Here is a 22,030-nt window from a genome sequence, read left to right on the forward strand (position 1 = left end):
ACCGCTCCGACCTACATGCCGAAGCGGGGAACGTCGTAGAGGCTCGAAGCCGGGGGAATCGGCTCGTCTTGCGGCATATAGCCGATCAATTGGCCCGGCGCGTACTCCGTCTTCAAATAACAGTCCAGCGGAGCCGACAGCAGCCGAACGATCCTCCCGACCCCCGGCGCCACGGGGACGAGTTGGACCGTCATGCCTTTAACCGTCGTTTCCACGAACGGACCCGGTTCGTTCCCCATGCCGTCGAGGACAAGCTCCAGGGGCATCGCCGTATAGATCGTCACTGCATGATCGCCCCTTCCTTCGCTCCGGTTTTGACCTTGCGTTCTTTGATGCGGCGGTTCAGCTCCCGCAGCGCGTCCCCCACTCCCCCGACCGCATCGATCAGGCCGTGCTTCACCGCATCCTGGCCGATCACCGTCGTGCCGATATCCCGGGTCAGCTCTCCCGTTTTGAACATCAATTCCTTGAACGTCTGCTCCGAAACTTTCGAATGACCGATTACGAAGCGGGTGACCCGCTCCTGCATCTTCTCCAAGTAATCGAATGTCTGAGGCACGCCGATTACCAGCCCGCTCATTCGGATCGGATGGATCGTCATCGTCGCCGTTTCCGCGATGTAAGAGGCGTCAGCCGACACCGCGATCGGTACGCCGATCGAGTGCCCTCCGCCCAGCACGAGCGCTACCGAAGGTTTCGTCAGGGACGAGATCATCTCCGCGATCGCAAGCCCCGCCTCCACGTCTCCTCCGACCGTGTTGAGCACGATGAGCAGCCCTTCGATTTTCGGATTCTGTTCGGCGGCGATCAGCTGCGGAATGACATGCTCGTACTTCGTCGTCTTGTTCTGCGGAGGCAAAATCAGATGCCCCTCGATCTGGCCGATAATCGTCAAGCAGAAAACATGGCTCTCGGCCGAAGGAACCGTCGTCTGGCCGAGCTGCACGACCGCTTCCGTAGCCGACTGTTTTCGGGCTTCCTCCGACTGCGGCCCCGGCTGCTCCGACGTCTGGCCGGGCTTTTCTTTATCGCTCATTTCATCAAGCCTCCCGATGCTCCCGATAGGTTAATGGCTTGACATAGTATGGGCTTTTCGAACAAAAAAAACCGTCTTCCGATCGCCGAAGCGGTGGAAAACGGTTTTTAGACGAGTGTGGGTTTGTGTTTCTATACTTCCATGATGATCGGCAGGATCATCGGTCTTCTTCTTGTTTGCTCATAAAGGAAACGGCCGAGCGCGTCCTTGACGTTCGTCTTGAGCGAGGCCCATTCGTTCACGTTGTCGTTCATCAGCTTGTGCAGCGTGCTCGTCACGATGCGGTTCGCCTCTTCCAGCAACCCTTCCGATTCGCGAACGTAGACGAAGCCTCTCGAGATGATGTCCGGACCGGACAGAATCGTGCCGTCCTGCTTGCTCAGCGTCACGACGACGACGAGAATGCCGTCCTGCGACAGCAGCTTGCGGTCGCGAAGCACGATGTTGCCGACGTCTCCGACACCGAGACCGTCGATCAGCACATTGCCCGCCGGAACTTTACCGCCTTTACGCGCGACGCCGCTTTGGATTTCAACCGTATCGCCGTTGTCGAGGAGGAAAATATTTTCCTTCGGAACGCCGACTTGTTCGCCCAGCAAGCCGTGATGGCGAAGCATTCTGTATTCCCCGTGAATCGGAATGAAGTATTCCGGCTTCATCAGGTTCAGCATCAGCTTCAGCTCTTCTTGGCTGCCGTGTCCGGATACGTGGACGCCCGAGATCGAGCCAGGTCCGTAGATGACGTGCGCTCCGAGTCTCATCAGCTCGTCGACCGTTCTACCGACGTATTTCTCGTTGCCCGGAATCGGCGTTGCCGCGATGATGACCGTATCGCCCGGAAGGATGTCCACCTTGCGGTGCGTAGAACGCGCCATCCGCGTAAGCGCAGACATTGGCTCGCCTTGGCTTCCCGTCGACAGAATGACGACGCGGTCCGCCGGCAGCTTGTTCACTTCCTCAGGCTCGATCAGCATTCCTTCCGGAATGTTCAGGTAGCCCAGCTCGGAAGCGATGCCGACGACGTTCACCATGCTGCGGCCGATGACCGTCATTTTGCGGCGCGTCTCAGCAGCCGCATTAATGACTTGCTGGATCCGGTGCACGTTCGAAGCGAACGTCGCCACGACGACGCGCTGCTTCGCGCTGCGGAACAGCGATTCGAACTCTTTGCCGATGTTGCTTTCGGACGGCGTATAACCGGCGCGCTCCGCGTTGGTGCTGTCGGACAAAAGCGCCAGGACGCCCCGGCTGCCGATCTCGGCCATTCTTTGCAAGTCGGCGAACTGGTCGTTCACCGGCGTGTGGTCGAATTTGAAGTCGCCCGTATGAACGACGTTGCCTTCCGGCGTTTCCAAGCATACGCCCACCGAATCGGGGATACTGTGGTTCGTGCGGAAGAAGCTCGCTTTGATCGTTCCAAACGTTAGCTCCGTCTCCTCGTTGATCAAGTGACGCTTCGTATCTCCGAGCAGTCCGGCTTCCTTCAGCTTGTTTTCGACCAAGCCGAGCGTCAGCTTCGTTCCGTAGATCGGTACGTTTAACTGCTTCAATACGTAAGGCAGTCCGCCGATATGATCCTCGTGACCGTGCGTCAGCAGGATCGCCTTCACCTTATCGCGATTTTCCAGCAGATAAGCGATATCCGGGATGACGACGTCGATTCCGAGCATTTCCTCTTCCGGGAATTTCAATCCAGCGTCAACAACAACAATGTCGTTGCCATACTGGATGCAATACATGTTTTTGCCGATTTCGCCGACTCCGCCGAGCGCGAAAATCAGTAATTTGTCTTGGATGTTTTTCTTTGACACTACTAGTACCTCCTAGATCATTCGACGCACCCGATCGATATGAAGTTTTCAATTTGCTTAAAGAGGTGGTTCAAAAAGTCCGCTTTTGATCACGAAGCCTCTCGGGAAGCAGACTCGACATCGAATCTTGAATTCAGCCGTCTCTTCCGGTGCTCACGTAGCTTCCACTACGCTTTACTAGCGTTCCTCATCAACGGTCTTCATCCAAGCTTCTCGGTGCTGAAAACCGAACTTTTTGAACTCACACTTAAAAAATTTGCCGCACCCAATCACTCTCAATCATTATACATGAAGCAATTCAGGAAAAACAAGAAGGTTATGTAACACGAAAACCGATGCCCGGAGGACATCGGTTCCCTAGTTATTCCAAGCGACCGAAAAACCTCGATTATCCGTTCAACAAGTTTTGCAGAAACTTCTCTTCCGCCTCGGTCGTCGACACGAGAGGCAAGCGCACTCCGCCTACCGGCAACCCGCGCAAGGAGAGCGCGTACTTGACCGCCACAGGGTTCGGCACCGGATGCGGACAATTGAACAGCCCTTTGAATACCGGGAACAGCTTGGCGTTAATCGCCTGCGCTTCCTGCACTCGGCCGTCCAAATACGCCGCGATCAGCTCCTTCATCTGCGCGCCGACGACGTGGCTGGCCACGCTGATGATTCCGTGACCGCCGACCGACAGCGTCGGCAGCGTCACTCCGTCGTCCCCGCTGTACAGCACGAATCCTTCCGGAGCGTTCGCGACGATCTCCGTCATCTGCTCCAGGGAAGCGCATTCCTTCGTAGCGACGATGTTCGGAATTTGCGCCAAACGAAGCGTCGTTTCCGCGGAGACGCTGACTACGGTGCGAGACGGCACATTGTACAAAATAATCGGCAGCGTCGTCGCTTCGGCGATCGTGCGGAAATGCTGATAGATGCCTTCCTGGCTCGGCTTGTTATAGTAAGGAGCGACGAGGAGAATGCCGTCCACGCCGGCTTCCTCGGCTTTTCTCGTCAGATGGACGGAGTGGGCCGTTTCGTTGCTGCCCGCCCCGGCGATGATTTTGCAGCGGCCTGCCGCGTGTTTTACCGCGAAGCGGAACAGAGCCACCTTCTCATCGTCCGTCAGCGTCGGAGATTCTCCCGTCGTTCCGGAGACGACCAAACTGTCGGTTTTTTGCTCGTCGATCAAATAATCGATTAATTTCGCCGTCGTATCCCAATCGATGTTCAAGTTTTCGTCAAAAGGAGTGACCATTGCTGTAATCAAACGACCGAAACCCATTCCCAATTTCCTCCTCTAATTTCCCCCGACCGGAGAGAGATGAAGCCCGAATGCCGTGTGCAGAGCTTGCAGCGCTGCCGCCAAATCCTGCTGAGCGATCAGCACCCAAATCGTCGTGTTGGAATCGGCGGACTGCAGAATCGGGATGCCCGAGTCGGTCAAAGCTTCGACGATAACGGCCATTACTCCCGGCTCGCCGTTCATTCCGCCGCCGATGACGGATACTTTGGCGCATTCCCTGCGCACGCGGGGCTCGAAGCCGAGCTCCCGCAGCAGCTTCACCGCCAGCGGCGTATCTTTCTCGGAGACGGTATAGTGCACGCCTGTCGGCATCACATTGATGAAGTCTACGCTGATTCCATGCGAAGCCATCGCGCGGAAGACGCGCAGCTGCAGATCCGCGGGCCCATCCAGATCGGTCACCGCCAGCTGCGTGACATCGCGTACGTGAGCGAGTCCGGTTACGGTTTTATCGTACCAGATCCCTCTGCTTCGCAAAGCCTGCGCGTACGTAACCAGCGTTCCCTCTCCGTCCGAGAACGTCGAACGGACGCGAACGGGAATGCCCGCTTTCATCGCGAGTTCGACGGCGCGGGGGTGGATGACTTTGGCTCCGTTCTGGGCCATGTTGCAGATTTCCTCGTAACTGACCGCCGCCAGAGGCCTCGCGTTCGCCACCCATCGCGGATCGGCGGTCAAGATGCCGTCCACATCCGTGTAGATGTCGACGATATCCGCCTTCAGCGCCGCTCCCAGAGCCGTCGCCGACGTATCGCTCCCGCCCCTTCCGAGCGTCGTCATTTCCCCGTCCCTCGTCATGCCTTGGAATCCGGTAACGATGACGACCTGCTTCGCGGTCAGATGCCTGTGAATGCGACCGCAGTCGATCTCGACGATTCTGGCCGAGCCGAAGTTGCCGTCGGTCACAATGCCGGCCTGTCCTCCCGTCAGAGCAACGGCAGGAATGCCTTCGGCCCGCAGCAGACTACACAACACGGCTGCAGATATAAGCTCGCCGCAGGAGAGCAGCAAATCCTTCTCCCGCTCGGGAAGCGAGTCGCCGTTGCGGCGAATCAGCTCAAGCAGAGAATCGGTCGCGTACGCGTCCCCGCTTCTCCCCATCGCCGATACGACGACGACGACATTGCCGCCGGCCTCGTACTCTCGGATAATATGACGGAGGACGTGGCTCCGACTTTGCTCGTCGGTCAGCGACGTCCCGCCGAATTTCTGCACGACCAGTTCCATCCCGTTTCCTCCGCTCATCTTTGCAGTGGGAGACCAGAGAAAGACAGACCAGACGATGGCAATTCTATCTCAAGCGTGCGTGAAACGCTCTATGAGCAAAGGTTGCAATTGCTTGCCTTGCAGCGCAGCCTCGCAAGTCTCCATCACGAGATCCATTCTCGCGACGAGAGAGTTCGGCTTGGCGATCGGATTGTCCTGTCCGAACGGCACGAAGTAGACATGCTTCATGATCAGCAGCTTGGCGATATTCGCGGCGTTAAGCCCGAGCCCGTCGTTCGTCGAAATCGCCAGCACGAGCGGTCTTTGATTGCGCATTTGCGCTTTCGCGGCCATCAGCACCGGGCCGTCCGTCATCGCGTTCGCCAGCTTGCTCGTCGTATTCCCCGTGCAAGGCGCGATCGTCAGAACGTCCAACTGCTTGGAAGGACCCAGCGGCTCGGCGTCTACTATAGAAGATATGATCTCGTTGCCCGTAATTTGACGCAAAGATTGCTGCCAATGGCTCGAAGTTCCGAATCTCGTATCCGTCGTCATGATCGTCGCCGAGACGATCGGCACAACGTTGGCGCCCGCATCCACGAAGCGCTTGATCTGCGGCATGATCTCCTCGAGCGTGCAATGAGAACCGGACAGTGCGTACCCAACCGTGATTCCTTGCCAATTCATGGTTGATTCCCCCGTAGTCGGTTGTCTCCCAGAAGAATCTGGGTCAGACTGTTCGCGATGATTCGACCGGCTGTCTTCGGTGCCACGATTCCGGGCAGACCAGGTGCCAGAAGAGCCTTGATTCCGCGCTTCTCGGCGAAGCGAAAATCGGTGCCTCCGGGCTTCGAAGCCAGGTCGAGAATACATGCGCGCTGGGGGAGTTGGGCGATCACTTGCGCTGTGACTATCATAGTCGGAATTGTGTTAAAAATCAAGTCGATATTCCCCGCCTGACGCGCCAAATCGGACATGTGGAACGGCTCGAAACCCATCTCGAAGGCGCGCGCGAACATCTCGTCCCGGCGCACTCCGACCTTCACTTTCGCCCCTATCGCCTGCAGCGTCCGAGCCATCGTAAACCCCGTTCTTCCCAGCCCGAGAACGATGCAATTCGAGCCGTGAATCGTAATATCCGTATTCTGAATGGCCATCATCAACGCGCCTTCGGCCGTCGGGATCGAGTTGTAGATGGCGACGTCGTCCCTCTCGAACAATTCGATAAGCTCGATTCTGTGTTTCTCGCACAGCTTGCGAAGATACGGCTTCGCCATCCCCGTAATCACCTTGCTTGCCTTCGGCAGCACTGCCGCATGAGCGTCCGTCAGCTTCAGCTCCTGATCCGTGAACAACGTCGGGATGACTCCCTCGTCATCCGTGCCTACCGCCGGCAATACGAGAGCATCCGCTTCCGTCAACAGCTCGGGCGACCAATCCCCTTTGGCGGCTCCGCTAAAAGGGGTATCCAGCCTGTCGAAGCCGACGATCGTCAGCGAGGCGTCCTTCTCCGTTAACTGACGGATCACTTCCAACTGCCGGGCATCCCCACCCGCAAGCACGACTTGAACTCCCGTAAGTATCGCAGCCCCCTCCTCTCGGCATACTTCGCATAGCACATCGTATGCATGCGCCCACCGGGGGGTGCCGACCAAATTCTCCTCCTTTGCGCCATTATCCCGTCTCCTCAGACGCTCTCTCCTTGCTTGCCGCTCTCACCTTTCCCCCTCTGCTTTTTGCTCTTTTTCTCGTCCCCGACCTTCCTCCTTTCCGCTCCTATGGCCATTATCCCGACGACTCAGTCTTCATTTTCCTAGCCCTATTCGTTTCTCTTTGCACGCAGTAACATCGTCTGCTTGCCATCTTCTGAACTTGGCTATACGGAGAAATGGAGCAGCAAAGTCCGCGAAGAATAGCGGCTTGGCTGGTGCGGTACTTGTCTGAGCGAAGGGGGTAGTGGTCATATCGAAATGAATAGCGGTAAGAGAAACGACGAAGAATGAGCCCCATGGGCCTGAGCAACGGGGATAATGGCCATAAGGGCAGAAAAAAGAGCCAAACCCAGGCCGCCGCCCCGCAAGAGGAGCGAGCCCGGTTTGGCCCGACGAGCGCCAGCTCGGCGCGATAACTTTGCTGCCTTTGGCAGGTGTTTGCTCTTAATAGGGCCTCTGCTCTTTAGAGCCTTGTTGCTGCACTTAAAGGCGCCGATATGCGGTTGCTCAGTAGTTGCAGCTCTGGTGTGTACGGGGCTGTTGTTACTTGCCCGTATGGCCGAAGCCGCCTTCGCCGCGGGAGGTGTCGGATAGCTCCGCTACTTCCTCCAGCATCACTTGAGGGACGCGCTGGAATACCATCTGGGCGATGCGCTCTCCGCGCTCGATCGTGAACGGCTCCTGCCCAAGGTTCACGAGCAGAACCTTCACTTCGCCGCGATAATCGGCATCGATCGTGCCCGGCGAGTTCAAGCAGGTGATTCCATGCTTGTAGGCCAGCCCGCTGCGAGGGCGAATCTGCGCCTCCAGCTCTCTGGGCATCGCCATGGCGAATCCGGTAGGAATCAGCGCTCTCTCACCCGGCGCCAAAACGACGGGGTCCGATACGGCGGCATGCAAGTCGAAACCTGCGGCCCATTCGGACATTTGACGGGGCAATGAAACATCCTCATTCCCCGGAAGTCTCTTCAACTGGATTGGATACAATGAATTCCCTCCCGATTCCGGACAACACTTTATTGTCGGCTCCGACCAAGGCGACCGCGCAAGGCTGAGCCATCATGGAGACCATAATTTCGTGAAGATCGGACATCTCGACCCGATCGATGCGCGCCAGCATCTCGTCCAGCGTATAGTGGCGCCCGAGCATCAGCTCGTTTTTCCCCAAACGGTTCATGCGGCTGCTCGTGCTCTCCAGGCTCAAGATCAGGTTGCCTTTAAGCTGCTCCTTGCCTCTGTGCAGTTCGGCCTCGCTTAACCCGTTGGCCGCGATCTCTCCGAGCAGTTCCATCGTGATGTCGTACACTTCCTTCGTCTGCTTGGGAGCGGTTCCGGCATACACGGTGAACAAGCCGCTGTCCGCATAAGAAGTATGGTAGGAATAGACCGAGTAGGCCAAGCCGCGCTTCTCGCGAACCTCCTGGAACAGGCGCGAGCTCATTCCGCCTCCGATCGTATTGTTGAGCAGAATCATCGCGTACAGGTTCGGCGCTTTGCTCGAATAGCCGGGAAACGTCAAGCAAAGATGGTTTTGCTCCGTTTTCTTGCGGTGAAACAACGCGCCGGAATGAAACGCCGGAACTTCTAGAGACGAATCCTGGCCGACGACATCGAACCGTCCGAAATGCTGCTCCAGCAGTTCAAGCACTTCTTCTCCGACGTTGCCGGCGATGCTGATGACCGTATTGTCGATGCGGTATCTTTCTTTCATATACTTCCGCAAATGATCCGGCCCCATCGGATTGAGGCTTTCCGCCGTACCCAGTATGGAATAGGCAAGCGGATGATCGCGATAAGCGGCGCGGGACGCCAGGTCATGCACCGTGTCGTCCGGCGTGTCCTCGTACATGGAGATTTCTTCGAGGATCACGTTTTTTTCTTTGGCCAGCTCTTCCTCGGCCATCTGCGATTCGAAAAACATATCCGATAAAATATCGACCGCGATCGGCAGATGCTGGTCGAGCACTTTGGCGTAGTAGCACGTATACTCTTTGGATGTGAAGGCGTTCACGTTGCCCCCGATTCCGTCGAAGCGATCGGCGATATCTTTGGCGCTGTGCCGCTTCGTCCCTTTGAACAGCATGTGTTCAATAAAATGGGACATGCCGTTAGTTTCGATATTCTCGTATCGGGAACCGGTCTTGACCCAAATTCCGAACGAAACCGAACGGTAGGTCGGAATCGTTTCGATCATGACGCGAAGACCGTTCTTCAGCGTATACTTGTTCATCCGACTTCCCCCCTTTGCCTATGGATAAATGAACAGTGATACCACTATAACAAATTCCGACAATCGTCACAACCGATCCTCGAGCCGTTCCGGCGAAAGCGTCTGCGATACGGTGCCCGGAACGTAGCCTTTTGCTTTAATCGAGCGAATCATCCCTTTAAGCGCTCCCGCTGTCGTCGAAGTCGGATGCATCAAAATCAAGCTGCCGGGACCGACCTTCCGCGACACTTTGGCCACGACGGATTCCGGATCGGGTTTCTGCCAGTCGATCGTATCCAGCGTCCACAGAACGGTTCTGAGTCCGTATTCCGCGGATACGCGTATCGTCTGCTCGTTGTAATAGCCGGAAGGAGGAGCGAACCAGACGTTTTTTACGCCGAGCTGTTTGAGCAGTTGCTCCGTTTTGCCGATTTCCTGCCTTTGCCGCTCGGCCCCCAGCTTGCTCATATCGGGATGGGTATACGCATGATTGGACGCCTCGTGCCCTTGCGCGATAATCGTTTTGGCCGTATCCGCGTTTTTCGACAGCCAGGTGCCGTCGAAGAAAAAGGTCGCCTTAACGCCTTCTTCCTTCAGAATGCGAAGAATCCCCGGCAAATACTCGTCTCCCCAAGCCACGTTGATCATAAGACCGACAGCCGGCTTGGCCGCATTGCCTCTGTAGATCGGATTCACCGGCAGATCCTGAAGCGACACACTCGGGCGAACGGTGCGATACACCCAAGGAAATCCGTCGCCGGAGTTCGGAGCGGAGCCGATCAGCTTCGCTTTCAAATAGGTTGCCCGCACGTCTACGATTCGTCCGTCGTAACCGGGGATCGCTTTCCACACCCGGTCGATCACCGCGTTAATCGGCTGCTGGCTGCGTTTGGGAGCTTCGGATTCGATCCAGCTCAGCAGCTTGTCCTCCCGCTTATCGTCCGTCAACGCCGCCATCGAAACCGTCTGCAGCTTGACGGTCTGAACGAACGGCCGAATCGGTCCGTACGTTCCGGCCAACCATACCGCGGCCAAGCATATCGCCATCGTAGCCAGCAGGACTGCCGGGATCTTTCTCGCCATTGTTCGCTCACCCCGTCTTGTCCGATTCCCTGCCTTCATCCTATGCCCGGGAAACGGTCTTTATGAGTGAGCTTCCCATAGTAACCGGTGATTTATGCAAACAAAAAGAGACCTTCGCATAGGAGTCTCTTTTGTCCATCATATTCCGTTAAGGCGTTCCGCTACACCGATACTTGCTCGGAATTCAGCAGAGCTTTGCGCGACAGGTTGATCCGGCCCATGTTGTCGATCTCGGTCACTTTGACTTCGATCTGGTCGCCGATGTTGACGACGTCCTCGACCTTGGCTACGCGCTCGTTGGCGAGCTGGCTGATATGGATCAGACCGTCCTTGTTCGGCAAAATCTCCACGAAGCAGCCGAACTTCTCGATGCGCTTGACCGTTCCGGTGTACACTTCGCCGACGACGACTTCCCTGACGATGCCCTCGATAATCGCGCGGGCCCGCTGGTTCGCCGCTTCGTCCGCCGAAGCGATGTACACGGTGCCGTCCTGCTCGATATCGATTTTGACGCCGGTGTCCTCGATGATTTTGTTGATGATTTTGCCGCCGGAACCGATCACGTCGCGGATTTTGTCCGGATTGATTTTGAGCGACAAAATTTTCGGAGCGTATTTGCTCAGCTCTTTGCGCGGCTCGGTGATCGTCTCGAGCATTTTGCTCAGAATGAACATGCGGCCTTCTCTGGCTTGCTCCAGCGCTTCGGTCAAAATGCCGCGGTCGATGCCGTCGATTTTGATATCCATCTGAATGGCCGTAATGCCGGCGGATGTTCCCGCGACCTTAAAGTCCATGTCACCGAGATGGTCTTCCATCCCTTGAATGTCCGTCAGGATCGAAGTATGCTCGCCGTCCTTGATCAATCCCATCGCGACGCCGGCTACCGGAGCCTTGATCGGAACGCCTGCATCCATCATCGCCAGCGTGCTGGCGCAAATGCTCGCCTGAGACGTGGAGCCGTTGGACTCGAGCACTTCGGATACGAGACGAATCGTGTACGGGAATTCCACTTCCGATGGAAGCACCTTCAGCAGAGCGCGTTCGCCAAGCGCGCCGTGACCGATCTCGCGGCGTCCAGGCGGACGGAGCGGACGGGCTTCTCCGACGGAGAACGGCGGGAAGTTGTAGTGATGCATGAACCGTTTCGATTCCTGCGGGCTGATGCCGTCGAGAATTTGAACCTCTCCCAGCGGCCCGAGCGTACATACGCTGAGTGCTTGCGTCTGGCCGCGCGTAAACAGGCCGGACCCATGCGTGCGGGGCAGAATGGCGATGTCCGACGAGATCGGACGGATCTCCGACAGTCCGCGGCCGTCCGGGCGCACTTTGTCGTGCGTAATCAAGCGGCGAACTTCATTTTTGACGATGTCGTACAGCACTTCTTTGACGTCGCCAAGCTTCTCCGGCGCTTCGGCGTACACGCCGGTAAAATGCTCGACCGTCTCGGCATTGATCGCGTCGATCGCTTCTTGGCGCGCATGCTTCTCGGCGATGCGCACGGCTTCGACCAAACGGTCCTGCGCGTACGATTTGACAGCCGTTTCGACTTCCGAGTCGACGCTGTGCAGCTTCACTTCCATTTTCGGCTGTCCGGCGACTTCGACCAGACGGTCGATCGTATCGACGATCTTCTTGATCTCGTCGTGGCCGAACATGATCGCTTCCAGCATGTCCGTCTCGGACACTTCGTTGGCTTCCGCTTCCACCATCATGATCGCGTCGCGCGTACCTGCCACGACGACGTACATGTCGCTGATCTCTTCCTGTTCCTGCGTCGGGTTCACGATATACTTGCCGTCGATTCTTCCGACGATGACGCCTCCGACCGGTCCGCTGAACGGAACGTTGGAGATCGAGAGAGCCGCGGAAGTACCGATCATCGCCGCGATTTCCGGAGAACAGTCCTGATCCACGCTAAGCACCAAATTAACGATCTGAACGTCGTTCCGGAATCCTTCAGGGAACAGCGGACGAATCGGACGGTCCGTCAGACGGCTGGCCAGAATCGCCTTCTCGCTCGGGCGTCCTTCCCGTTTGATGAAGCCTCCGGGAATTTTGCCTACCGCGTACAACCGTTCCTCATAGTTAACGGTCAGCGGGAAAAAATCAAGATCTTTCGGCTCGCTGGAAGCCGTTACGGTAGACAGTACTACCGTCTCGCCGTAGCGTACGACGACCGCGCCGCTCGCCTGCTTCGCCAATCGTCCCGTTTCCAAGGAAAACGGACGACCGCCAAGCTGCATTTCTACGCTTTGTTCCAAACCAATTCCCTCCTCTATGTGCGAGCTTACGCTCGTCACCTTGCAATCCTATGTACTTTCGACACTGTTCCCATTATTTCCTGCCGAGGCCTAACTTAGGCATATCTTTCGTCGTTTCTCCGCTCGTATATAGGGAAAAAGCAACCTGAGCGCCTGTTAGGGCGATAAGCCCCGAACGACATGGCCAGGTTGCTTTCATGCGAATGCGAATTAACGGCGCAGGCCCAATTTGGCAATCAGGGCGCTGTAGCGGCTAACGTCTTTGTCTTTCAAGTATGCCAGCAGCTTACGGCGTTGACCAACCATCTTAAGCAGACCGCGACGGGAGTGGTGATCTTTCTTGTGCTCCCTGAAGTGTGTCGTCAGATTGTTGATGTTCTGCGTAAGGATAGCGATCTGAACCTCCGGAGATCCGGTGTCCGTTGCATGCAGCTTATGCTCTTCGATCAACTCTTGTTTGCGTTCTTGCGTCAATGCCATCCTTGTTCACCTCCTTCTTCTAATCGCCGTTAGCCGAGCTCGCGCCGGTGAGAGCGCTTCGCCAAGCTAAGGTTCGTCGTGTCGCTGCGATAGGCGGCTGCCTCTCGGCGACAACGTTGTATAGTATAACATAACTTAGAGTGCATGCACAATGAATTAATCCCGGGCTTTCACCGAGAAAATCTCGCGCGCCCTCGCCGAATCGCTGCCGATTTGTTCGATCAGCTGATTGATCGACTCGAACTTCTTCTCTGCGCGCAGGAATGAATGAATCCGCAAAGCCAATTGGCGCCCGTACAAGTCTCCTTCGAAGTCGAACAGATGCGCCTCCAGCTTCAGCGCGCCTCCCGGCGCGTCGAACGTAGGCCGATAGCCGACGTTCAGCACTCCGTTATGACGGCTCTCCGCCGTTCCCGCATCGGACAGCACCTCGATCTCGATCGCATAAACGCCCGGACGCGGAATCACGTACGATTGGTCGAGCTGAAGATTGGCCGTCGGATACCCGAGTTGGCGTCCTCTGGCATCTCCGTGGACGACAAGCCCCTTCAATAGATAGGGTCGGCCCGTCAGTCTGCGCACGGCGGAGCAATCCCCCTCGGCGAGCCGCGCGCGAATGCGCGTGCTGCTCACCTTGCTATCGTCCAGGTACACCGGGGAAACCACTTGTACTTGCAGCTCTCCGCCTCCGAACTCCTTCAGAACCTCGGCGTTGCCTTGTCCGCGATGACCGAACGAGAAATCGAAGCCCACGGTCGTCGCCTTGACGCCGAGAGGAACGATGATCGACTTCACGAACCGTTCTGCGGTTACTTCCGAGAACTCGCGGTCGAAGCGAATGACATACGCCGCTTCGACCCCCAGCTCTTCGAACAGGGCCAGCTTGTCTTCCAGAGGGGTCAATACCCCGTCATATTGCGAGCCGTGCCCGAGAACGACTCTCGGATGCGGATCGAACGTCATGACGGCCGGAATCAGCCCTTTCTCCCTCGCCGCAGCGACAGCCTGGCGAATCACTTCCTGATGGCCCAAATGAACGCCGTCGAAAAAGCCGATCGCGAGCGAAAGTCCGCTCTTCGCGGCCCCTTGCGGCAAGCCGCCCGTTACATTCGCAACTGATAATTGAATCCGTTCCACCTGATGTGCCCTCCTGCTTAATCGGACTGACTGTCGTTCGGCTCGTCTTCCGGCGGATGAAACACTTTGACGGGGCGAATCCATTCCGCCGTCTCGTCCGCGGAGAACAAACCGAGAAAAACGCCGTCCGATCGATAGAGCTTCCACAACCCCTGCCGGTCGGGAGCGGGCAGCAGCCGCGAGGCTCGAATTCCTTTGCCCTGAAGCGCATGCCGCCATTCCGGCTCGGCGGCGGTCGCCGAAGGAAACTGCTTCAGCAGCTTGTCTGCCGCAAGCAGCTTACCTTCCAACGCGCCGTTCTCGAGCAGTTCCGGAATCTCCTCGAGCGTCACGCATTGCTCCCGGCGGATGCCCGCGCTCTCGAGGCGCACGAGTTCCGCCATCACGGCAGGCACGCCCAGCTTCCGGCCGATGTCCACGCATAACGTGCGGATATAAGTCCCTTTGGAACAGGTTACCGTAAACGTCAGCTCAGGCTCGTCCGAGCCGGCCGTCACCTCTTCGACGTCCAGGCGGTTAATCGTCACGCGGCGAGCTTGGCGCTCGACGGTCACGCCCTGCCTGGCCAGCTCGTACAGGCGTTTGCCGTCGACCTTGACGGCGGACACCATCGGAGGAATCTGATCGATCTCTCCGACGAAGGACATCGCGGCTTCCCGGATCATCGGTTCGGTCAGGAACGAAGCGTCCTTCCGTTCGATCACTTCGCCGCTAAGGTCTTCGCTGTCCGTCGCGATTCCGAATCGGAGCTTGGCCCGATACGTTTTCGGCGCTTCCTGCAAATACTCGACCAGTCGGGTCGCGCGGCCGACGCACAGAGGCAGGACGCCGGTAACGGCCGGGTCCAGCGTTCCCGTGTGCCCGATCCGCCGTTCGCGAAGCAGCCGCCTGGCCTTGGCCACGACGTCGTGCGACGTCCAGCCCGCCGGCTTCCAGATCGCCAGCACGCCTTCCCAACTCACCTTGCTATCCGTCATAATGCATCCAACGCTTTCCGCACCTCTTCGATCGTCTGCCGGATCGCTTCCGGCAGCGGGTCCGTAAACCTGCATCCCGCGGCGCGGACATGTCCGCCTCCGCCGAAACGCTGGGCCACTTCCGCAACGTTCACCTTACCCGCGGATCTCATGCTGACTTTCACCGATTGCTGCCCGTTTTGCTTGAAGAGCAGACCGACTTCGACGCCTTCGATATTCCGCGGGTAGTTGACGAGCCCTTCGAGATCCTCGTTCGTCGCTCCCGTTTCTTCCAGATCCTCCGAAGTGACCCAGAGCCAGGCGATCCGCTGGTCTTCGCTAAGCTCAAGCCTCGACAGGCCGCGCTGCAAAATCCGCAGCTGTCCTGGGGTCATCCGCTCAAGCAGATGCTCCGCCAGCTCCGGACCGTTCACGCCGGCTTGCAGCAGCCGGGAAGCCATCGCCATGACGAGCGGAGACGTGCTTGAATACCGAAAACCTCCCGTATCCGTGAGAAGCCCCGTATAGATCGCAGTCGCCGCGTCCACGTCGGGCTCCAATCCCAGCTCGTCGAGCAGCTCGAACAAAATTTCGGCCGTGGCGGCCGCATGGAACTTCATCAAGTTCACGCGGCCGAAGCCGTTATTCGTCGGATGGTGATCGATGTTGAGCAGCTCCGCGTCGGGAGCGAACCATTGCTCCGACCGGCCGACCCGGCCGTAATCGGCGCAATCGACGCAGATGACGTTTCGGTACTGTCTCGGCGTCGCCGCGCTCTCCGCTTGATCCGCATCGTCCATCGCATGGATTTCCGAACTCTTCCACAAAAACCGCAACCGCGAGGGCACAGGGCCCTCGTTCAGCATCGTATACCGCTTGCCCAGCTTTTCCAACGCCCAGGCTACGGTCACCGTCGAACTAATCGCATCGCCGTCGGGCTGCACGTGAGAAACGATCAGGAAGTCGTCCCTGTCGCGGATAAAAGCGGCCGCTTCCTTTAATTGTTCGGTCCACATGCCCGTCCCCTCCTCGCGAGCTCTAAGACTCCAAAGATTGTTGATTGATTTGCTGCAGCAAATCTTCGATATGGCTGCCGTACGCGATGGAGCTGTCGAAACGGAATTCGATCGCCGGCGTATGGCGGAGCTTCACTCGCCGCCCCAGCTCCGAACGGAGAAAACCGTTCGCGCGGCCGAGCGCCTTCAGTGTCTCTTCCTTCTGCTCCTCGCTGCCGAGAATGCTTAGATATACGCGGGCAAGGGAGAGATCGTTCGTCAGATCCACTCCCGTTACCGTGATAAAACCGATGCGCGGGTCTTTCAGCTCCGTCTGAATGACGTTGCTGATTTCTTTTTTAATTTGCTCTCCGACCCGTCCGACTCGAAATTTGGCCATTCAGATCCCACCTTCGCGTGCTGCTGGGATTAGCGCTCGACGCTCTCCATGACGAACGCTTCGATGACGTCGCCCTGCTGAATGTCGTTGAACTTATCGAGCGTAATTCCGCATTCATAGCCTTCCGATACTTCCTTCGCATCATCCTTGAACCGCTTGAGGGAATCGATCTTGCCCGTGTAGACGACGATTCCGCCGCGCGTCAGACGAGCTTCCGCGTTCCGGGAGATTTTGCCGTCGGTAACCATACAGCCGGCGATCGTGCCGACCTTCGTCACCTTGAACGTCTCGCGAACTTCCGCGTGGCCGATGACCTTCTCCTTGAATACCGGATCGAGCATCCCCTTCATCGCGTATTCGATCTCTTCGATCACTTTGTAGATGATCGAGTGGAGACGAACGTCCACTTTCTCCTGCTCGGCGATGCCTTGCGCGCGCGGCTCCGGACGTACGTTAAAGCCGATCACGATCGCGGAGGAAGCCGATGCGAGAATAATATCGGACTCCGTAATCGCGCCTACGCCGCTGTAAATCGTGCGAACGCGAACGCCTTCGATCTCGATTTTCTCCAGCGAGCCCTTGAGAGCTTCCAGGGAACCTTGTACGTCCGCCTTGAGGATGACGTTGAGCTCCTTGATATCGCCTTCCTTGATCTTGCTGAACAGATCTTCCAGCGTAACCGCTTGGTTCGCCTTCATCTGCGATTGGCGCGTCTTGATCGAACGCTTGTCGGATATTTCGCGCGCTTTGCGCTCGTCCTCGAACACCATGAACGGATCGCCCGCTTGCGGCACTTCCGTCAAACCGGTAATTTCCACCGGCGTCGAAGGACCCGCTTCTTTGATCCGGCGTCCGCGGTCGTTCGTCATCGCGCGAATCCGTCCGAAGCAGTCGCCCGCGACGAACGCGTCGCCGACCTTCAGCGTACCGTTCTGAACGAGAATGCGGGCAACCGGTCCTTTGCCTTTGTCGAGCTCGGCTTCCATGACCGTACCGCGCGCCCGTTTGTCCGGGTTCGCCTTGTAATCGTTCACCTCGGCGACGAGCAGGATCATCTCCAGCAAGCCGTCCAAGTTCAGGCGCTGCTTCGCGGATACTTCGACGAAGATCGTATCTCCGCCCCACTCCTCTTGCACGAGGCCGTACTCGGTCAGCTCTTGCTTCACTTTATCCGAGTTTGCGCCCGGCTTGTCGATCTTGTTGACCGCGACGATAATCGGCACGTTGGCCGCTTTCGCGTGGGCGATCGCCTCGACCGTCTGCGGCATGACGCCGTCATCCGCGGCTACGACCAGAATCGTAATATCGGTAACCTGGGCTCCGCGGGCGCGCATCGTCGTGAACGCTTCGTGACCCGGGGTATCCAGGAACGTAATTTTCTTCCCGTTGATCTCGACTTGATAAGCGCCGATATGCTGGGTAATGCCGCCGGCTTCTCCGCTGGCAACCTTCGTCTCGCGAATCGCGTCGAGCAGCGTCGTTTTACCGTGGTCGACGTGACCCATGATCGTAACGACCGGAGGACGGCTAACGAGATCGTCCGGATTGTCGTTCTCTTCGATCGTCTCGAACTGCGTATCCTCGACGACGATTTTCACTTCGGCTTCGACGCCGTATTCGGAAACGACGAGCAGGACGGTATCCAGGTCCAGATCTTGGTTGATCGTCGCCATAACGCCCATCAGCAGCAGCTTCTTGATGACTTCGGAAGCGTCCTTGTGCAGCAGTTTAGCCAACTCTCCAACGGTCATATTGCCGCGAACGATAACCTTCTTCGGCGTATTGTCGATCTTCTCGCGCGGCGGCTGATTGTTCTTGCGAGCATTTTTGCCGCCCTTGCCTTTCGGGCCTCTGAAGTTCGTTCTGCCGTCGTCGAACCGGCTGTTTTCCTTGCGTTTGAAATCACTTTCGCCCGGACGGCCTTTGCCGTCGCGTCCTGCCGGACGACCGCTGTCTCCCGGACGGCCACCTCTGGCTCCCGCGGCTGCCGGTGCCGGGCTGCGCCCCGCTCCGAAGCCTTGACCCGGACGGCTTGCCGCCGCACCGCCGCCTTGGCCTCCGCCTTGCGGACGGTTGCCATAGCCACCCTGACCGCCGCCTTGCGGACGATTGCCGTAGCCGCCTTGACCGCCACCCTGGCCTCCGCCTTGCGGACGGTTGCCGTAGCCGCCTTGACCGCCGCCCTGGCCTCCGCCTTGCGGACGGTTGCCGTAGCCGCCTTGACCGCCACCCTGGCCTCCGCCTTGCGGACGGTTGCCGTAGCCGCCTTGACCGCCGCCCTGGCCTCCGCCCTGCGGACGGTTGCCGTAACCGCCCTGACCGCCGCCCTGGCCTCCGCCTTGCGGACGGTTGCCATAACCACCCTGACCGCCGCCTTGCGGACGATTGCCGTAGCCGCCTTGACCGCCACCCTGGCCTCCGCCTTGCGGACGGCTGCCGGAGCCGCCTTGGCCTTGCGGACGGTTGCCATCGCGATTGTACCCGCCTTGGCCCTGCCCTTGCGGACGGTTGCCGTCGCGATTGTAGCCGCCTTGGCCTCCGCCCTGCGGACGGTTGCCGTCACGATTGCCGTAGCCGCCTTGGCCTCCGCCCTGCGGACGGTTGCCGTCGCGATTGCCGTAGCCGCCCTGGCCTCCGCCCTGCGGACGATTGCCGTCGCGGTTGCCATAGCCGCCTTCCCGCTGCCCTTCCGGGCGCGAGGACGTTTGCGGCTGCGGCGAAGAATCGCCCGCGGACGGAGCCGGCGCGGAAGCCACGCTTGCCGCCGGTGCCGCAGCCGATGCGGCCGGAGCTTGGCTTTGCTGCGGCGCTTGCGAAGGAGCCGCTTGGCGCGCCTGCTGCTGCTGGCCGCCCGAAGAAGCGCCTTGACCGCCCGATTGCGGACGGCGATCGCGCTCCGGAGCTGCGGCAGACGCCGCAGGTTTGGCGGAAGCTTGGGCCATTTTCGCGGCCGCGTTCGCCTTAATATCGCGGAAGAACTTCTCCACCGCGTTCGTCATGCCGTCCTCCATCACGCTCATATGGTTGTTGACGGGCATGTTCATTCTTTTCAGAATCGTAATGACTTCCTTGCTGCTCATGTTGAGCTGTTTCGCATATTCGTAAACCCTGAGCTTATCTTTGTTGTCCGTTTGATCTTGCTTACTCAATATTCTCCACCTCCGAGTGCTGATTCCAACCGGCCGACAGCATGTCGGCGAATCCCCGATCCGTTACCGCGAACAAGACGCGTTCGGGTTTGCCCACTGCCGATCCCAATTCGAATCGCGTAAAACCGACTAACAACGGCACGCCGTAACTGCCGCATTTATCCGTAACTTTTTTCCTCGTATTATCCGATGCGTCGCCGGCCAGCAAGACAAGCTTAGCTTCACCCGATCTGATCGCCTTAAGCACGATTTCTTCCCCGCTGATCAGCTTGCCGGCCCTTGTCGCCAATCCCAGGCGGGATAACGCCTTATTCGCCGTCTTCATCGTCGTCCGCCAGCTCCTTGTTCGCCTGGAATTCCTCTTCGACCTGAATGAAGTCGGCTTCCAGACGGTCGTAGATATCGGCGCCCACCGGCGTCTTCAAGGCGCGCTCGAACGCTTTCGACTTCTTCGCCAGCTTGAAGCAGGCGACCTTGCCGCACAGATAAGCTCCCCGGCCCGGCTTCTTGCCCGTCAGGTCGATCTGAATCTCTCCTTGGGGGGAACGCACGATCCGGATCAGCTCTTTCTTCGCCATCATCTCTTGGCAGGCCACGCATTTGCGCTGCGGTATTTTCCTTGGTCTCACGGCGATCCTCCTCAGTCGATGGATACGCTGTCCTGATGCATCGTGGCTCCGGTCGACTTCGGACGTCCGTATTCCTGCTCCGCCTGCGTCTCGCTCTTGATGTCGATTTTCCAACCGGTCAGCTTCGCAGCCAAACGAGCGTTCTGGCCCTTAATGCCGATCGCGAGGGAAAGCTGATAGTCCGGCACGATGACGCGCGCCATTTTCTCCGCTTCGAACACGATGACCTCCAGCACCTTGGAAGGGCTCAGAGCGTTCGCCACGTACTCGTCGATCGCTTCGGACCAACGGACGATATCGATTTTCTCGCCCTTCAGCTCGGTCACGATCGATTGCACGCGAGTGCCGCGTTGCCCGACGCAAGAGCCGACCGGATCGACTTCCTCGTTGCGGGAGTAGACGGCGATCTTCGAACGGAAGCCCGCTTCGCGCGCGACCGAGCGGATTTCGACCGTACCGTCGAAAATTTCGGGAACTTCGAGCTCGAACAACCGTTTCAGAAGTCCGGGATGAGTGCGCGACAGAATGATCTGAGGGCCCTTGCTCGTATTTTCGACTTTCGTAATGAAAGATTTGACGCGGTCTCCCTGCTTGAACTTGTCGGTCGGCATCAGTTCGGTGAGCGGCAGCGCCGCTTCGACCTTGCCGAGGTCGACGTACAGGTTGCGCAAGTCCATCCGCTGCACGATTCCCGTGACGATGTCCTGCTCCTTGTCTACGAACGCGTGGTAGATCAGCCCGCGCTCCGCTTCGCGGATGCGCTGCGTGACGACCTGCTTCGCCGTCTGCGCCGCGATGCGCCCGAAATCGCGCGGAGTCACTTCGATCTCGGCGATATCGTCGATCTGGTAGTGCGGGTTGATCGACCTGGCCGCTTCCAGCGAAATTTCCAGGCGAGGGTCCAGCACCTCTTCGACGATCGTCTTGCGCGCGTACACTTTAATCAAGCCCGTTGCCCGGTTGATGTCCACGCGGACGTTCTGCGCCGTATTAAAGTTGCGTTTGTAGCTGGAGATAAGTGCCGCTTCGATAGCTTCGATCAGGACGTCCTTGCTGATGCCCTTCTCTCGCTCGATTTCGGACAGCGCCTCGATAAACTCCATGCTCATGGCTTCATAATTCCTCCTCAATATACGCGGCTGCCTCGGCCTTTGCCGCAACCGCGCCTCGTTAAATAGATTAGAAAACGATGGCCAGCCTTGCGGAAGCCACTTTATCGTAAGGGATCGCCTGCTTGCGGCGGCCGACCGTCACGACCAGCGTCGCGCCGTCGAATTCCTCCAGGCGTCCTTCAAACTCCTTGGCTCCGTCGATCTTCTCGTACGTCGTCACGAACACGTGTTTGCCTACCGCCTTGGCGACGTCCTGCGTCTTCCTGAGCGGGCGCTCCGCGCCCGGCGAGCTGACTTCCAGGAAATACGCGTCTTCGATCGGGTCCAGCTCATCCAGCTTTACGCTGATGAATTCGGAAAAACGGCCGCAATCGTCGATATCGATGCCGCCTTCCTTATCCACGTAAATACGCAAAAACCAGTTGCTTCCCTCTTTCACGTATTCCACGTCCACCAGTTCCAACCCGTTCTCCTCCAGATAGGAGGTCGCGCAGTTTTCCACGATGGATTTGATTTGCGGTGAATTCAATAAGGTATACCTCCCGAAGTTCCAAATGGATGGCCGC

At 58.1% G+C, this 22,030-nt stretch carries 21 protein-coding genes; all 21 read right to left on the reverse strand.

Features of this window, described 5'->3' with window-relative positions; all coding sequences use genetic code 11:
* Positions 1-11: 11 nt before the first annotated feature.
* The 21 genes from ACESLM_RS11370 to rimP all read right to left on the reverse strand — a co-directional run bounded on the left by ACESLM_RS11370 (position 12) and on the right by rimP (position 21,993).
* Positions 12-284, reverse strand: coding sequence for a YlzJ-like family protein (locus ACESLM_RS11370; RefSeq protein ID WP_372631699.1), 273 nt, complete (start codon positions 282-284; stop codon positions 12-14).
* Positions 281-1,036 (reverse strand): ClpP family protease, encoded by a 756-nt coding sequence (locus ACESLM_RS11375; protein ID WP_372631700.1) that lies wholly within the window; start codon positions 1,034-1,036, stop codon positions 281-283. The genes ACESLM_RS11370 and ACESLM_RS11375 overlap by 4 nt, the downstream gene beginning before the upstream one ends.
* A 131-nt stretch (positions 1,037-1,167) precedes the next feature.
* Positions 1,168-2,847 carry a ribonuclease J gene (locus ACESLM_RS11380; RefSeq protein ID WP_372631701.1) on the reverse strand — a complete coding sequence of 560 codons (1,680 nt, stop codon included), beginning with the start codon at positions 2,845-2,847 and terminating at the stop codon, positions 1,168-1,170.
* A 388-nt stretch (positions 2,848-3,235) separates the two neighbouring features.
* Positions 3,236-4,114, reverse strand: a complete 879-nt coding sequence (gene dapA, locus ACESLM_RS11385) for a 4-hydroxy-tetrahydrodipicolinate synthase (RefSeq protein ID WP_372631702.1) — start codon at positions 4,112-4,114, stop codon at positions 3,236-3,238.
* 15 nt (positions 4,115-4,129) lie between these two features.
* A complete protein-coding gene (gene dapG, locus ACESLM_RS11390) occupies positions 4,130-5,362 on the reverse strand; it encodes an aspartate kinase (protein WP_372631703.1) in 1,233 nt (410 codons plus the stop codon).
* A gap of 69 nt (positions 5,363-5,431) precedes the next feature.
* Positions 5,432-6,028: a dipicolinate synthase subunit B gene (locus tag ACESLM_RS11395; protein ID WP_094043471.1), complete on the reverse strand. Its 597-nt coding sequence runs from the start codon at positions 6,026-6,028 to the stop codon at positions 5,432-5,434.
* Positions 6,025-6,924 carry a dipicolinate synthase subunit DpsA gene (dpsA, locus tag ACESLM_RS11400; RefSeq protein ID WP_372631740.1) on the reverse strand — a complete coding sequence of 300 codons (900 nt, stop codon included), beginning with the start codon at positions 6,922-6,924 and terminating at the stop codon, positions 6,025-6,027. Before dpsA ends, ACESLM_RS11395 begins: the two co-directional genes overlap by 4 nt.
* Before the next feature lie 672 nt (positions 6,925-7,596).
* Positions 7,597-8,040: a dUTP diphosphatase gene (gene dut, locus ACESLM_RS11405; RefSeq protein WP_372631704.1), complete on the reverse strand. Its 444-nt coding sequence runs from the start codon at positions 8,038-8,040 to the stop codon at positions 7,597-7,599.
* Positions 8,003-9,283, reverse strand: coding sequence for a M16 family metallopeptidase (locus tag ACESLM_RS11410; RefSeq protein WP_372631705.1), 1,281 nt, complete (start codon positions 9,281-9,283; stop codon positions 8,003-8,005). The genes dut and ACESLM_RS11410 overlap by 38 nt, the downstream gene beginning before the upstream one ends.
* 66 nt (positions 9,284-9,349) lie before the next feature.
* Positions 9,350-10,345 carry a polysaccharide deacetylase family protein gene (locus ACESLM_RS11415; RefSeq protein ID WP_372631706.1) on the reverse strand — a complete coding sequence of 332 codons (996 nt, stop codon included), beginning with the start codon at positions 10,343-10,345 and terminating at the stop codon, positions 9,350-9,352.
* 161 nt (positions 10,346-10,506) lie between these two features.
* Complete coding sequence (gene pnp, locus ACESLM_RS11420) at positions 10,507-12,606, reverse strand: polyribonucleotide nucleotidyltransferase (protein ID WP_372631707.1); 2,100 nt, start codon at positions 12,604-12,606, stop codon at positions 10,507-10,509.
* 210 nt (positions 12,607-12,816) lie between these two features.
* A complete protein-coding gene (gene rpsO / locus ACESLM_RS11425; RefSeq protein WP_372631708.1) occupies positions 12,817-13,086 on the reverse strand; it encodes a 30S ribosomal protein S15 in 270 nt (89 codons plus the stop codon).
* Between the two features lie 156 nt (positions 13,087-13,242).
* The gene (locus tag ACESLM_RS11430) at positions 13,243-14,223 is read right to left on the reverse strand and encodes a bifunctional riboflavin kinase/FAD synthetase (RefSeq protein ID WP_372631709.1); all 981 of its coding nucleotides are present in this window, start codon (positions 14,221-14,223) and stop codon (positions 13,243-13,245) included.
* Positions 14,224-14,240: 17 nt separating this feature from the next.
* Entirely contained in the window at positions 14,241-15,200 is a 960-nt protein-coding gene (gene truB, locus ACESLM_RS11435) for a tRNA pseudouridine(55) synthase TruB (protein ID WP_372631710.1), read from the reverse strand.
* On the reverse strand, positions 15,197-16,195 hold the full coding sequence (locus ACESLM_RS11440; protein ID WP_094043457.1) for a DHH family phosphoesterase: 999 nt from the start codon (positions 16,193-16,195) through the stop codon (positions 15,197-15,199). The genes truB and ACESLM_RS11440 overlap by 4 nt, the downstream gene beginning before the upstream one ends.
* A gap of 22 nt (positions 16,196-16,217) precedes the next feature.
* The gene (gene rbfA, locus ACESLM_RS11445; RefSeq protein ID WP_094043455.1) at positions 16,218-16,574 is read right to left on the reverse strand and encodes a 30S ribosome-binding factor RbfA; all 357 of its coding nucleotides are present in this window, start codon (positions 16,572-16,574) and stop codon (positions 16,218-16,220) included.
* Between the two features lie 29 nt (positions 16,575-16,603).
* Entirely contained in the window at positions 16,604-19,723 is a 3,120-nt protein-coding gene (gene infB, locus ACESLM_RS11450; RefSeq protein ID WP_372631711.1) for a translation initiation factor IF-2, read from the reverse strand.
* Positions 19,716-20,048, reverse strand: coding sequence for a YlxQ family RNA-binding protein (locus ACESLM_RS11455; protein ID WP_094043451.1), 333 nt, complete (start codon positions 20,046-20,048; stop codon positions 19,716-19,718). Before ACESLM_RS11455 ends, infB begins: the two co-directional genes overlap by 8 nt.
* Complete coding sequence (gene rnpM / locus ACESLM_RS11460; protein WP_094043449.1) at positions 20,032-20,352, reverse strand: RNase P modulator RnpM; 321 nt, start codon at positions 20,350-20,352, stop codon at positions 20,032-20,034. The genes ACESLM_RS11455 and rnpM overlap by 17 nt, the downstream gene beginning before the upstream one ends.
* A gap of 11 nt (positions 20,353-20,363) precedes the next feature.
* Positions 20,364-21,461 (reverse strand): transcription termination factor NusA, encoded by a 1,098-nt coding sequence (gene nusA, locus ACESLM_RS11465; RefSeq protein WP_372631712.1) that lies wholly within the window; start codon positions 21,459-21,461, stop codon positions 20,364-20,366.
* Positions 21,462-21,531: 70 nt separating this feature from the next.
* Entirely contained in the window at positions 21,532-21,993 is a 462-nt protein-coding gene (gene rimP, locus ACESLM_RS11470; RefSeq protein WP_372631713.1) for a ribosome maturation factor RimP, read from the reverse strand.
* Between the last annotated feature and the right edge of the window lie 37 nt (positions 21,994-22,030).

It is taken from the genome of Cohnella sp. (genome assembly GCF_041641335.1).
GTDB lineage: Bacteria > Bacillota > Bacilli > Paenibacillales > Paenibacillaceae > Cohnella.